Genomic DNA, 11,935 nt, shown 5'->3' with positions numbered 1-11,935 from the left:
CTCGGACGCACCGCCTCGTCGGGGGGCGGGCCGGTGCGACTCGGGGGGACCTGAGGGGGGATCCCGGGGGGGATCATCAGGGGGGCCGACTGGTCCCGGCGTGACCTGGGGGGGACACGCCGGGACCCGGCTCGGACACCTGTGACAGGCTGGGGCCCGTGACACCCCTGCCGAGCGGCTTCGACGCCGTGCTCTGCGACCTCGACAACGTCGTCCGGTTCTACGACTTCTCCGAACTCACCGCGCTCGAGCGGGAGTCGGGCCTCATGCCGGGTCTCACCGCGTCGGTGGCCTACGCGCCGGAGCTCGATCTCCCGCTGTTGCTCGGACGAATCGACGTCGGGCGGTGGACGGACGCCGTCGCCCGGCGGATGGCCGCCTTCGTGCCGCCCGGCCGGGCCCGTGAACTGGCCCGGGCCATGACGGACGCGCCGTTCCACGCGGACCCCGAGGCGGTCGAACTGCTGCGCCGGGCAAGGGAACTGGTGCCGCTGGTGATCGTGACCAACGCGACGGCCGGACTCGACCGCGAACTCGAGGCGATGGGGATCGCCGATCTCGCCCATCACGTCGTCAACAGCGCGTGGGAGGGCGTCGCCAAGCCCGAACGGGCGATCTACCGGAGGGCCTGCCGGCTGGCCGGTGTCGCACCGGAGCGCTGTCTGTTCGTCGACGACCGGACGGAGAACACCGAGGCGGCCGCGGCGATCGGCATGTCCGCCGTGCCGTACCGCTGCGTCGAGGACCTGCGGCAGGCGCTGGAGCCGCTGTTCACCGCTGCCGCGGCGGCGCCCGCGGGAGCGGTCACCGGCGAGGTTCCGCGTCGAACAGCGGCTCGGCCCACGTGGTGAGTTGGAGCACCGGGCGGGTGGCGCTCGCCGGGTCGCCCGCGAGCGGCCGGGCCACGGCGCGGTCCGCGTGCGCGGCCGGGAGCAGCACGGCCCGGGTCCGGCCGCGCAGACCGACCCGGAGCAGGTAGCGCAGTCCTTCGATGTCCACCAGGCCGCACTCCCCCGCCGGCCAGTCCACCGGCTCGTCCAGGGGGTCCACCCGCCACCCGGCGTGGCGGGCGGCGTCCATCCAGGCCCCCAGCGCCTGGATCCGGTCCTGCGCCACCGACGCGCTGGGGCGGGTGATGATCTGGATCGGATCGGGCCTGTGCTCCATCGGATTCCCCCTGCTCACCTGGCCGCTGCGGCGTTCTCGCGGGTCCCCGGACGGTCCCGGCGCACGTCCGTCCGGATGGCGTCCGCCCGCCTCGCTAGCCCGGAGGAGTGTTCTCGCCGGGCGGGGTGTCGCGCCGCGTGCTGGGATCGGTGACGTCGATCGAAAGCCCGGCGGGAACCGCTGGACGTGCTCCCCGCAGCCGGGCCCCCTCACCCCATCGGGAGCAACCTTGAAGAAGTCGATACGCCGGCTCTGCCGCGCAGGCCTGCCCGTGCTGACGGCGGCCCTCGTCTCCGGCGCGGTGGCACCGCAGGTCATGGCCGCCGAGGCGGGCACGGACCGGGCCGCCGCGCACGACTGCGACCACTCGTGCGACGGCGGGGGCGGCAGGCCCGGCCCCGCCGGTCCGCAGGGCGAGCCCGGGCCGTCCGGGCCGCAGGGTCAGCCGGGTCCGTCCGGGCCGCAGGGTCCGGCGGGCGTCGCCGGTCCCGCGGGCCCCGCGGGCGCGGCGGGACCGGCAGGCCCGGCGGGCGCCCAGGGGCCGGCAGGCCCCGAAGGACCTGAGGGTGAGCAAGGCCCTGAGGGCCCGGCGGGACCGCAGGGTCCGGCGGGCCCCGAGGGTGACCCCGGCGAGGTCATCCCGACCTTCCTGGAGACCGAGACCGGCGAGGCCGACGCCGGGGAGACCGGGACGGAAACGGCCACCTGCCCGGCGACCAGCACGCTCACCGGCGGCGGCGTGAGCGTGGCCGACGACCTGCTCGACGAGGTCACGGTGCTCGAGTCGGCCCCGAACGGCGCGAACGGCTGGACCGGCACGGTCAGGAACACGAGCGGCGAGACGGTGTCGTTCACCGTCGACGCCATCTGCCTCCCCCTGACCCCCACCACGTAGCGGAGACGTCCCTCCACCCCCGGGGCACCGGTGGAGGGGCGATCCACACGTGACGACGGCCGGCCCGGAGACTCCCGGGCCGGCCCCTTGCGTATCGGGCCGGCCCCGTGCATCCAGGACAGACCCGCAGTTGTCGGGGCCGGCCCGGGGCGTCCGGGGCAGACCCGCGGCGTCCAGGGCCGGCCCGGAGCGTTCGGGGCCGGTCGGCGCGTGCTAACCGGGGGTCAGCGCCCCGTTGCCCAGGCCCTCGCCCGCCAGTTCGGCGATCCGCGCCGTGAGGTCGGCGATCTCGCGGGCGCAGGCCTCGAACTCCCGCAGGGTGCGGAACGCCGCCCCGTACCGGCGCTGCTCCTCGATGTCCATCTGCGGCACCCGCGCGCCCCGCCCGTCGAGGCGGAACGTTCCGCTGAGCGAGGTGGAGCGGCGGACGTTGACCGACGAGCGCAGGAAGCCGCGCAGGTAGTCGGTGTCCAACTGCTCGCTGGTCGAGACGGGTTCGTCCTCCCCGTGGGTGACCAGCCCGGCCCGCGCGAGCTCGGCGACGCTCACGGTGGACCCGTCCAGGGAACCGGGGCCCCGTCCCTCGGTCAGCGCGGGCAGCAGCGGGCCGAGCCGCGCCAGCCGCTCGTCGAGCTGTCGCCGCAGCTCCTGGTACTCGGCGGCGAAGTCACGGGTGGAGTCCTCGACATGGCGCCCGGGGGTGAGGTCGACGGTGTCGTCGAGCAGGTCGATCAGGGCGATCTCCGCCGTCTGGGCGGGGCCGGGTTCCAGCGGTCCGTCCGGGTCGTTGGCGGTGAGGTCGACCATACGGACGGCGGCGGCGGTGTCGCCGGGCCCCGTGGGGCGGCGCAGGTGCCAGAGGTGGACGGGCTGCGCGTGCGAGGCGGCGGTGCCGGGGGCAAGCGCGGTGACCTGGGTGAGGATGCCGCGCCGGACCAGTTCGGCCCTGATGCGGCGGCCCGCCTTGCGGTAGGCGACCGAGGCGGGCATCACCATCAGCACCCGGCCGCCGGGGGCGGTGTGCGCGTACGCGTGCTGCAGCCAGGCGAGTTCGCTCTCCGCCCGGGACGGTGTGCCCAGCTCCCAGCGGCGGTCCAGGAGGAGTTGCTCCCGGCCCCAGTCGGTGTCCCCGACGGGCGGGTCGCAGACCACCAGGTCGGCCTTGAGTTCCGCCAGCCGGTCCTCGCGCAGCGAATCCCCGACCGCGATCTCCACTCCGGCGCGACCCGTCAGGTCGGCCCGCAGCTGGGCGAACCGCGCGCTGTCCGGGTCGATCTCCTGCCCGTGGCGCCGCGGTCCGCGCTCGGGTCCCACGCACAGGAGCAGGGTGCCGATCCCGCAGGCGGGGTCGAGGACCACGGCGTCCTTGGCCACGCGACCGGCGAAGTGGCGCACGGCGCGCACCACGCGGGCGGTGGTGACCTGGTCGGAGGCGGCGCGGCGGACGGAGTCGGTGAAGCGTTCCGCGAGTCCGGTGACGAGGTCGGCGGCGGAGCCCCGGTCCAGGAGGCGCCCCACGAGCCGTACGGCCTCCTCAGGGAGCGGGGTGAGCGCGTCCGGGTCGTCGACGTGCGCGGCCGTGTCGGCGAGGGCGGTGACCATGTCGTCGCCGTAGGCGCCGCGCAGGGTCTGCCAGAGCCTGACCTCGTCGGAGACGTCCTGCCCCTTGCGCTGGCGCTCCAGCCAGGACCGGATCTCGGCGAGGTCGAAGAGCGGGCTGTTGGGGCCGCCGCCGGCCGGTTCCGGGAAGTCGTCGTACCGTCTTCGCCAGTTGGAGACGGCGGCGCGGGTGACGCCGGCGAGACGGGCGATCTCCGAGCCGGTCACCAAAGCTCCTGCCGCCTGGCTCCCAGCGCTGTCAGTCATGGCGCACACCGTACACAGCGCCGGGGGAACTGTTCAACGAAGGAACGTTGACACCGTTCACGCGGATTGCTTCGAACGAGTGAAGTGCGTCATAGGGGTGGATGCGGAGGTTTGGCCTCCGCCCGGCCGGTGAGGCGCACGCGCATGTCAACGGCGACCTCCACCGCTCCCCGGACCCGCCCGGCCCCGGATCAGGACCAGGGCCTGGGCGCGCCGGCCTCCCGCGACGCGTTCTTCGACAACGCCAAGTTCCTGGCGATCCTCCTGGTGGCGGTCGGCCACATCTGGGAGCCGCTGCGGGAGGGCGACCGTGGGGTCCTCGCCCTCTACATGTTCGTCTACGCCTTCCACATGCCGGCGTTCATCGTGGTCTCCGGCTACTTCTCCCGCTCCTTCGACGCCTCGCCGCACCGGGTCCGGCGGCTGGTGACCGGCTTCGTCCTGCCCTACGTCCTCTTCGAGACCGCCTACGCGCTCTTCACCCGCTGGAGCGACGACGACCCCGGACGGCCCGTCACCCTGCTGGACCCCACCTACGTGACCTGGTTCCTGGCGGCGCTCTTCGTGTGGCGGCTGACGGCGCCGCTGTGGCGGTCGCTGCGGTGGCCGCTGCCGGTGGCGCTGGGGATGGCGATGTTGGCCGCCCTCTCCCCCTCGATCGGCGAGGACCTCGACCTGCAGCGGGTGCTGCAGTTCCTGCCCTACTTCGTCCTCGGGCTGGGTCTGCGGCCGGAGCACTTCGCGCTGGTGCGGCACCCCGCGGTGCGGGCACTGTCGGTACCGGTGGCGGCGGCGGGCCTGGCCGCGGCCTGGTGGGCGGTTCCCCGGCTGAACTACGCCTGGCTCTACCACAGCAGCGCCGCGCAGCAGCTGGGCATGCCCTGGTGGGCGGGACCGTTGATGACGCTGCTGCTGTTCGGCTGCGGCGTGGCCCTGGTCGTCTGCTTCCTCGCCTGGGTACCGGCCCGCCGGACGTGGTTCACCGCGCTCGGTGAGGGCACCCTGTACGGCTATCTGCTGCACGGCTTCTTCATGAAGTTCCTCGCGCACACGGACTTCTACGACCTGCTGCGGCCCTACGGCGGCGCCGGGCTCCTGGCGGTGACGGTGCTCGGCGCGCTGGTGGTGACGGCGCTGTGCACGGCGCCGGTGCGGCGGCTGTTCCGGCCGGTGGTGGAGCCGAGGGCCGACCGGGCGTTCCGCGAGCCGCGCGAGGCCGTCCGGCGGTAGACGGCCCTCTACGGGAGCGGGACGCCTGACCCGCGCGGGAGGCGCGCGGGTCGGGCGAGGGGTGGGAGGGTCAGGCGAGGGGTGCGCGGGCGGTCACCGCCCAGGTCCGGTGCGGGACGCGCAACGGGTCCCCGGGGAAGCGGTCGCGCAGGACGGCGGTGAGCTCGTCGGAGAAGGCCCGCACACCCTCCTCCGGGAGGCTCGCGCCCACCCCGGCGCTGGCGCGGATCCGGCCCACCCAGTCCTCGGGCCGGTAGGGCACCTCGAGGTCGAAGGAGAAGGTCTCGATGTCCCGGAACCCGGCGGTCGCCAGGTCGGTCAGCCAGCGCGGGTGGAGGCCGGTGCCGCCCGCCATGGACCAGTCCGGGTTGTGGGCGAGGATCAGGTCCTCGGTGGCGGCCACCACGTTGCCGGGCAGCGGCAGCCAGTCGAAGTGGGCGATCACCACGTGGCCGCCCGGGCGCAGCAGCCGCCGGACCTCGGCGGCGGCGCGGGGGGCGTCGAACCAGTGCCAGCACTGACCGGCCGTGACGACGTCGAAGGCGCCGTCCGGCAGACCGGTGGCCTCGGCGGTTCCCACCCGGTACTCGACGCCCACGCCGGCCTCGGCGTCCAGCTGCCGGGCCTGTTCCAGCAGCGGGGCCGCCGGGTCGAGGCCGGTGACCCTGCCGCCGGCCAGGGCCATCAGACGGGCCAGGCTGCCGGTGCCGGTGCCGACGTCCAGGACGTCACGTCCCGACGCCTCGACGCCGTGGCCGGCCAGACGGGTGACGAGTTCCGGGGGGAACCCGGCGCGGTGGCGCCGGTAGTCCTCCGCGGTGAGCCCGAAGTCCGGGTTGCTCCGGTCGCTGCGCTCCATGGGTGCTCCCTGTGCTTCGAAGACGTTCACACAAGATCGTCCGCCGATCCTCGCGCACGGTCCGTGGGGCACGACAGGACGCCTCGCGGAGAGCTGAGTCACAGCCGGGGCTGCGACCCTCGCGGTGGACGTGGTCCGATGGCGGCATGGACGCCACGACACTGCTGCGGGAGACGCTGACACTGACGGAGAGGGCCCCCGGGCGGGTGATCCTCGGCATCGCCGGGGCGCCGGGGGCCGGGAAGTCGACCCTGGCCGAGCACCTGGTGGCGGCCGCCGCCGCCCGGCTGGGGCCGGGCACGGCGGCGTACGTGCCGATGGACGGCTTCCACCTCTCCAACCTCCAGCTGGAGCGGCTGGGGCTGGCCGGCCGGAAGGGCTCCGAGCCGAGCTTCGACGGCTGGGGCTACGCCGCGCTGCTCCGGCGGATCCGGGAGCAGGGCGAGGAGCCGGTGTACGCGCCCGGCTACTCGCGGACCCTGCACGAGCCGGTGGCGGCGCTCCATGTGGTGGAGCCCATGGCGCGGCTGGTGGTCACCGAGGGGAACTACCTCGCCCTGGGCGAGGGCCCCTGGCCGGCGGCCCGCGCCTGTCTGGACGCGCTCTGGTTCCTGGACACCCCCGAGGCGGTGCGGGAGGAGCGCCTGCACGGGCGGCACACCTCGACCGGTTTCACCGCCGAGGCGGCGCGGGCCTGGGTGGCGGGCAACGACCGGCCCAACGGGGAACTGGTGGCCGCGACCCGGGACGCCTGCGACCGTGTGATCACCGTGGAGGGACCGCTGGACCCGCGGTGAACGCCCCGCCCGCCGGGCGGTGGCGGTGGTTTCCGTACCGCGGGCAGGTCCAGCGGGGTGCGGAACGCGCGCCGGGTGCGCGTTCCGCCGCGCGGACCTGCCCCGGCGGGAGCGGCGGCCTGACGGGGGCTCAGTGGAGCTTGGCGACCGAGGTGCGGGCGGTGGCGCGGAAGGCGGCGACGGGCGCGTCCTTGAAGCGGCCCATCTGCCCCCACTGGACCACCGTCACGGTGCGGTCGTCGCGGCCCACCGAGAAGAGGTGGATGTCCCGGGTGTACGCGGTGGTGACCTGGACCGCGTACAGGCGGGCGCCCTCCTCGACGTTGACGCGGCCGAGGTCGCGGACCTCGGCGTCCACGTCCGGGTACTGCGCCTCGGTCCTCGCCGCGCACTGCTTCACGCTGCGCCGCAGCAGTTCGGCCAGGCCCTTGGCGGAGGCGCGGTCCTTCTCGACGACGGTCACCTGGCGGGCGCCGGCGTCCAGGTCGGTCCAGAACTCCCGGTACCGCGAGGTCGCCCCGGGGAGCGCCTGGCCGTAGCAGAAGGGCACGGGGTCGGGGACGCCCGCCGTGACCGCGCCCGCGTACCAGTCCGACGAGGGGTGCGGCGGCAGGTCGGCGGGGGCGAGGAAGCCGGGCGTCGAGGCCGCGGTGGCGGCGGTCGCCGTGGTGGCGGGAAGGGTCAGGGCGATCGCCGTGGCGGTGACCACGGCTGCGGTGCTGCGGCGCATGCGGGTGCCTTCTCTCTCGAGCACGGGTGCTGCGGGTCCCGCGCGCCGGGCGGCCGTTGCCCGGGGTGCCGGCCGGCGGACGATGTCCCCTTTCCCCTGATACGACAGCCGGAAAGGGGACATGGTTGCACCGGACGGGTCGTTGCGCGCGAACTTCTCAGAGCCGCGTGTCGTCCAGCACCCGCAACAGCCACTGCGCGGCCGCCGGCCGCTCCCCGGGCGCCGCCCCCGCCTCGGCGTTGCCCGGGAAGAGCCGCCCCCAGGCGGTGGCGCGGGTCAGTGCCGCCAGCCGCAGGGCCGGCTCCAGGCCCCGCCGCAGTTCGGCGGAGGTGCGGCCGCGGCCGGTCCACGCCTCCAGGTAGGCGTCGCGGAGCCTGGGCAGCGTCGCGTCGCCGTGGCGGCGGCGGAAGATCCGGGAGGTGACCAGCAGGCTGCAGAACGGGTGGGTGACGGAGGAGTCGCCCCAGTCGAAGAAGGTGTACCGGCCGGGCTCGGGGCGCAGGACCTGCCCGCCGTGGAGGTCCGCGTGGTCCAGGGTGTCGGCGATCCCCAGCGCGGCGAGTTCCTCGCTCGCCGCGGCGATCCGGGGGCGCGCGGCCTCCAGCCGGGCGCGCTCGGCGGCGTCCAGGTGCGGGGCGTTGCCGGCCAGCAGCCGGTCGAGCAGCGCGGGCATCGCGGTGGTGTGCGCACCGGGCACCCCCGCCACGGTCAGTTCGGCGGCGTGACCGGTGAGGGACTGCTGCACCTGGGCGTAGCGCGGCAGGATCTCCTCCCAGATGCGCGTGGCCTCCCGCGCGTCGGCGCCGGCGAGGACGTCGTCCAGCACCGGGCCCCCGTCGGGCAGCAACGACCAGCCGCGGCCGGCGTCGGCGGCGAGCGGGCGCAGCACCCGGCCCGGCACCCGGCGGTCCAGCACGAGGGCGAGACCCGCCTCGAAGCGGCTCGCGGGCGGGTTGGCCTTGAACCAGACCCGCGACCCGTCGTCGGTGGGGATCCGGACCAGGACGGACCACGGGCGCAGCCGGACGGTCCGCGTCCCGGCCGGGCGCAGGCCGTGTGCGGTCAGCCCTTCGGCGGTGAAGGCCTCCGCGGCTCTGCGCCAGGCGGCGTCGCCCCAGGGGGTGACGGCGTCCGGCCAGTCGCCCCGGTCGATGTCGGTGTCGGTGTCGGTCGTGTGCCGCATGCGGTCATTGGACCAGCAGGACACACCGCACGACCAGCGCTTTCTCCCTGGGGGCCGGGAGGGCGCGCAAGGACGTCCGGCGCCGGGCGCGGGGGGCGTGGGGCGGTGGACGCGGAGTGTTGGTGCCCCGATCCGCCGGTCGGCTGCGCCTACCCTGCAGCGTTCGTATCGGCTGATCGTCGGACACCGCTGGACGGCAATCCCGCAGGCGGGCGGTCCGGGGCAGGAGAGCAGACGTATGAGGTGCGAGGTTCGGGCGATCACCCGCGAGCAGCATCTGGACTTCGTCCGGGCGCGGCCGTCGGTGAGCCATCTTCAGGTCCCCGCCTGGGGCGACGTCAAGGAGGACTGGCAGCCGCGGAACCTGGGCTGGTTCGACGCGGACGGACGGCTCGTGGGAGCGGGGCTGGCGCTGCTGCGGGCGATGCCGGGCATCGGGCGCTCCCTCGCCTACCTTCCGGAGGGGCCGGTGGTCGACTGGTACGACCGCGACCTGGTGGAGGGATGGCTGCGGCCGATGCTGGACCACCTGAAGGGCCTGGGCGCGTTCGCCGTGCGGATGGGGCCGCCGGTCGTCACCCGGCGGTGGAGTGCCGAGCGGGTCAAGGAGGCGGTCGCCGACCCGGCGGCGCACCGGCTGGCGGACGTGGAGCCGTCCGCGCGCGAGGAGCGGGCCGAGGAGGTCGCCGGCGCGCTGCGGCGGGCCGGCTGGCGGCGCTCGGGTGAGGCCGGCTCGGGCGGCTTCGCCCTCGGGCAGCCGCGGTACGTCTTCCAGCTGCCGCTCGCCGGAAGGACGCCGGAGCAGGTCCTCAACGGCCTGAACCAGCAGTGGCGGCGCAACGTGAGGAAGGCCGAGAAGGCCGGCGTCAAGGTCGTCGAAGGGGACGGCGAGGACCTGGGGACCTTCCACGAGCTCTACCTGGAGACCGCGAAGCGCGACGGGTTCGCCCCCCGGCCGCTCGGTTACTTCCGCCGCATGTGGGACGCGCTGCGCGCCGAGGACCCGGGCCGGATGCGCCTGTACCTGGCGTCCCACGACGGGGAGACGCTGGCCGCGGCCACCATGCTGACGGTGGGTGAGCACGTCTGGTACTCCTACGGCGCCTCCACCGCGCGCCGCCGCGAGGTGCAGCCGAGCAACGCCCTGCAGTGGCGGATGATCCGTGACGCCCACGAGCGCGGCGCCGCGGTCTACGACCTGCGCGGGATCACCGACACCCTCGAGGAGGGCGACCCGCTGCTCGGTCTGCTCCGCTTCAAGGTGGGCACCGGCGGGGAGGCCGTGGAGTACCTCGGTGAGTGGGAGTACCCCCTCAACAAGGCCCTGCACAAGGCTTTTGAGGTGTACATGGCCGCGCGGCGATGACCGCCGGGTAAAAAATCGGACGCCTGACAAGCCGTCGAACGCGCCGCACAAGGTCAACTTGGTGTGACAAGTGGGCGATTGTCAGAAATCTGTGATCCACTTCTCCTCACAGTTCGGTCACCAGCAGGCAAGTCGAGACACACAACATCCCTATAGTGTCCCCGAGTTGCCGCCCTGCTGCCCCTGGCCCGCTGAGGAGTACGCCGATGAGTCCAACCCGAGCTCGCTCGGCCATGTTCGTCTGGGGAGTGACGACCGGCGCGCTGGCCGGCGTCGTGGCGTTCGCCGCCCCGGCCGAGGGCGAGGGGTTCGCGTGGGCCGTCGGCGGGGCCGCCGTGGCGTCGGTCACCTCCGGGCTCGCCGCCTGGTTCCGCGCCCGTGAACGGCTCGCCCGCGACCGGTACTCCGCGCTCGAGGCGGACGCCGTGCGGTTCGCGGACACCACGCTGCCGGCGGCGCTCACCCGGGTCGCCGAGGGCGCCACGGCCGAGCGGGTGCTGGCCGAGTTCACCCGGACCGGGAAGCGGGCCGCACTGGCGCCCGCCCGGCCCGAGCAGGTGCGGGCGCTCCAGCAGGCCGTCCGGGCGCTGGGCCGCAGCGAGGCCCGCCGGGCCGCGGCGCTGGCCGCCTGCGCCAACGCGGCCGGCCGTATGCAAGCCATGTCCACCTCCGCCCTCGCCGAGCTGCGCGAGATGGAGGAGCGTCACCAGGACAGCGACGTGCTGGCCGACCTGCTGCACGTCGACCACCGCACCGCGCAGGCCGGCCGGCTGGCGGACTCCATCGCCGTGCTCAGCGGCGCCCGCTCCGGACGCCGCTGGGCGCGCCCCATCGCCATGGAGTCGGTGCTGCGCGGCGCGATGGGCCGGATCGCCGGCTACCGGCGGGTGCGCCTGAGGGCCGTGCCGCCGAGCCTCGCCATAGCGGGTCACGCCGCCGAGGGCGTGATGCACGTGCTGGCCGAACTCCTCGACAACGCCTGCAACTTCAGCCCGCCGAGCACCGAGGTCCACGCCTACGTCAGTGAGGTGCCGGCCGGTCTGCTGGTCACCGTCGAGGACAGCGGCCTGACCATGAGCGACTCGGCCCTGCGCCGGGCCGAGCAGGCGGTCTCCGGGCAGGCCCCCGACCTGTCCGCGCTCACCGGCACCCGGCTCGGTCTGGCCGTCGTCGGGCACCTGGCCCGCAAGCACGACCTCACGGTCTCCTTCCGTCCCTCCGCGACCGGCGGCACCGCGGTGCTGGTGCTCGTCCCCCGCCACCTGATCTCGCGGACCGACGAGCCCGCGGCCGCCACGCCCGCCTCCGCCGCCACGCCGGCTCCCGCCGCCGGCGGCTCCGAGACGGCCGCCGCGCGCCCGGCCGGCGGGACGATCCCCAGCCAGCGCACCCCCGTGGGCGCCGCGGGCGCCGGGGCCACGGCCGACGCGCTCCCGCGGCGCCGGCCGGCGGAGCGTCAGGCGCCCGCCGCGGGCTCCCCGGCCGACGCCCCCGTCGCGCGGCACGACGCCTCCACGACGGAGCCCCCCTCCTCCGGGTCCGGCTCCGGCTCCGGCTCCGGCTCCGGCTCCACGCTGCCGCGGCGCCGCCGCGGCCAGACCTTCGCGGCCGCCCATCCCGGCGGCCTGCCGCACACCCCGGGCGCCGTCCCGGACGGCGGCGACAGGCCCGCGCCTTCGCCCCGACCCGCCGCACACGGTGCGCGGTTCCACGCCTTCCGGCAGGCCGTCACGGGCCAGGCCGGTGAGAACAGCACAACCCCCCGCGCGTCCGACTCGGCGTCAGCCGAGGACAGGTAATCCCGCGACCCCCTCCCGCGAGCGCCGACACCCGAGGAATCCA

At 75.2% G+C, this 11,935-nt stretch carries 11 protein-coding genes; 6 read left to right on the top strand and 5 right to left on the bottom strand.

Features of this window, described 5'->3' with window-relative positions; genetic code table 11:
- The first annotated feature begins 158 nt into the window (after positions 1–158).
- On the top strand, positions 159–851 hold the full coding sequence (locus Sfr03f_RS08760) for an HAD family hydrolase (protein WP_245967467.1): 693 nt from the start codon (positions 159–161) through the stop codon (positions 849–851).
- Here the strand turns inward: Sfr03f_RS08760 and Sfr03f_RS08755 are convergent.
- Positions 805–1,167, bottom strand: coding sequence for a hypothetical protein (locus Sfr03f_RS08755; RefSeq protein WP_159105593.1), 363 nt, complete (start codon positions 1,165–1,167; stop codon positions 805–807). The genes Sfr03f_RS08760 and Sfr03f_RS08755 overlap by 47 nt on opposite strands.
- Before the next feature lie 229 nt (positions 1,168–1,396).
- On the opposite strand from Sfr03f_RS08755, the gene Sfr03f_RS30875 reads away from it, so the two are divergent.
- A complete protein-coding gene (locus Sfr03f_RS30875) occupies positions 1,397–2,062 on the top strand; it encodes a collagen-like domain-containing protein (RefSeq protein WP_218028137.1) in 666 nt (221 codons plus the stop codon).
- Positions 2,063–2,275: 213 nt separating this feature from the next.
- On the opposite strand, the gene Sfr03f_RS08745 is transcribed toward Sfr03f_RS30875, so the two are convergent.
- Entirely contained in the window at positions 2,276–3,928 is a 1,653-nt protein-coding gene (locus Sfr03f_RS08745; protein ID WP_108953068.1) for an N-6 DNA methylase, read from the bottom strand.
- Between the two features lie 144 nt (positions 3,929–4,072).
- Here Sfr03f_RS08745 and Sfr03f_RS08740 point away from each other — a divergent pair, with 144 nt between their 5' ends.
- A complete protein-coding gene (locus Sfr03f_RS08740) occupies positions 4,073–5,158 on the top strand; it encodes an acyltransferase family protein (RefSeq protein ID WP_108953067.1) in 1,086 nt (361 codons plus the stop codon).
- Positions 5,159–5,228: 70 nt separating this feature from the next.
- Here the strand turns inward: Sfr03f_RS08740 and Sfr03f_RS08735 are convergent, their stop codons facing one another.
- Entirely contained in the window at positions 5,229–6,017 is a 789-nt protein-coding gene (locus Sfr03f_RS08735) for a class I SAM-dependent methyltransferase (protein WP_108953066.1), read from the bottom strand.
- A 146-nt stretch (positions 6,018–6,163) separates the two neighbouring features.
- On the opposite strand from Sfr03f_RS08735, the gene Sfr03f_RS08730 reads away from it, so the two are divergent.
- Positions 6,164–6,814 (top strand): nucleoside/nucleotide kinase family protein, encoded by a 651-nt coding sequence (locus tag Sfr03f_RS08730; RefSeq protein ID WP_108953065.1) that lies wholly within the window; start codon positions 6,164–6,166, stop codon positions 6,812–6,814.
- Positions 6,815–6,944: 130 nt separating this feature from the next.
- On the opposite strand, the gene Sfr03f_RS08725 is transcribed toward Sfr03f_RS08730, so the two are convergent.
- On the bottom strand, positions 6,945–7,544 hold the full coding sequence (locus Sfr03f_RS08725) for a hypothetical protein (RefSeq protein ID WP_108953064.1): 600 nt from the start codon (positions 7,542–7,544) through the stop codon (positions 6,945–6,947).
- A 157-nt stretch (positions 7,545–7,701) separates the two neighbouring features.
- Positions 7,702–8,727, bottom strand: coding sequence for a phosphotransferase (locus Sfr03f_RS08720; protein WP_108953063.1), 1,026 nt, complete (start codon positions 8,725–8,727; stop codon positions 7,702–7,704).
- 238 nt (positions 8,728–8,965) lie between these two features.
- Between Sfr03f_RS08720 and Sfr03f_RS08715 the strand changes: the two genes are divergently transcribed.
- Positions 8,966–10,093 carry a lipid II:glycine glycyltransferase FemX gene (locus Sfr03f_RS08715; RefSeq protein ID WP_108953062.1) on the top strand — a complete coding sequence of 376 codons (1,128 nt, stop codon included), beginning with the start codon at positions 8,966–8,968 and terminating at the stop codon, positions 10,091–10,093.
- 206 nt (positions 10,094–10,299) lie between these two features.
- The gene (locus Sfr03f_RS08710; RefSeq protein ID WP_176586658.1) at positions 10,300–11,892 is read left to right on the top strand and encodes a sensor histidine kinase; all 1,593 of its coding nucleotides are present in this window, start codon (positions 10,300–10,302) and stop codon (positions 11,890–11,892) included.
- Positions 11,893–11,935: the final 43 nt, after the last annotated feature.

The sequence above is a fragment of the Streptomyces fragilis genome (assembly GCF_003112515.1).
Taxonomy (GTDB): Bacteria; Actinomycetota; Actinomycetes; order Streptomycetales; family Streptomycetaceae; genus Streptomyces; species Streptomyces fragilis.
Note: the sequence above shows the minus strand (reverse complement) of the source record. Positions and strands in the feature narration are given on the sequence as shown.

Coding starts and splice junctions, on each gene's coding strand:
- Sfr03f_RS08710 (WP_176586658.1), top strand. CDS start 10,300: ATGAGTCCAACCCGAGCTCGCTCGGCCATGTTCGTCTGGGGAGTGACG.
- Sfr03f_RS08720 (WP_108953063.1), bottom strand. CDS start 8,727: ATGCGGCACACGACCGACACCGACACCGACATCGACCGGGGCGACTGG.
- Sfr03f_RS08735 (WP_108953066.1), bottom strand. CDS start 6,017: ATGGAGCGCAGCGACCGGAGCAACCCGGACTTCGGGCTCACCGCGGAG.
- Sfr03f_RS08730 (WP_108953065.1), top strand. CDS start 6,164: ATGGACGCCACGACACTGCTGCGGGAGACGCTGACACTGACGGAGAGG.
- Sfr03f_RS08745 (WP_108953068.1), bottom strand. CDS start 3,928: ATGACTGACAGCGCTGGGAGCCAGGCGGCAGGAGCTTTGGTGACCGGC.
- Sfr03f_RS08715 (WP_108953062.1), top strand. CDS start 8,966: ATGAGGTGCGAGGTTCGGGCGATCACCCGCGAGCAGCATCTGGACTTC.
- Sfr03f_RS08755 (WP_159105593.1), bottom strand. CDS start 1,167: ATGGAGCACAGGCCCGATCCGATCCAGATCATCACCCGCCCCAGCGCG.
- Sfr03f_RS08725 (WP_108953064.1), bottom strand. CDS start 7,544: ATGCGCCGCAGCACCGCAGCCGTGGTCACCGCCACGGCGATCGCCCTG.
- Sfr03f_RS08740 (WP_108953067.1), top strand. CDS start 4,073: ATGTCAACGGCGACCTCCACCGCTCCCCGGACCCGCCCGGCCCCGGAT.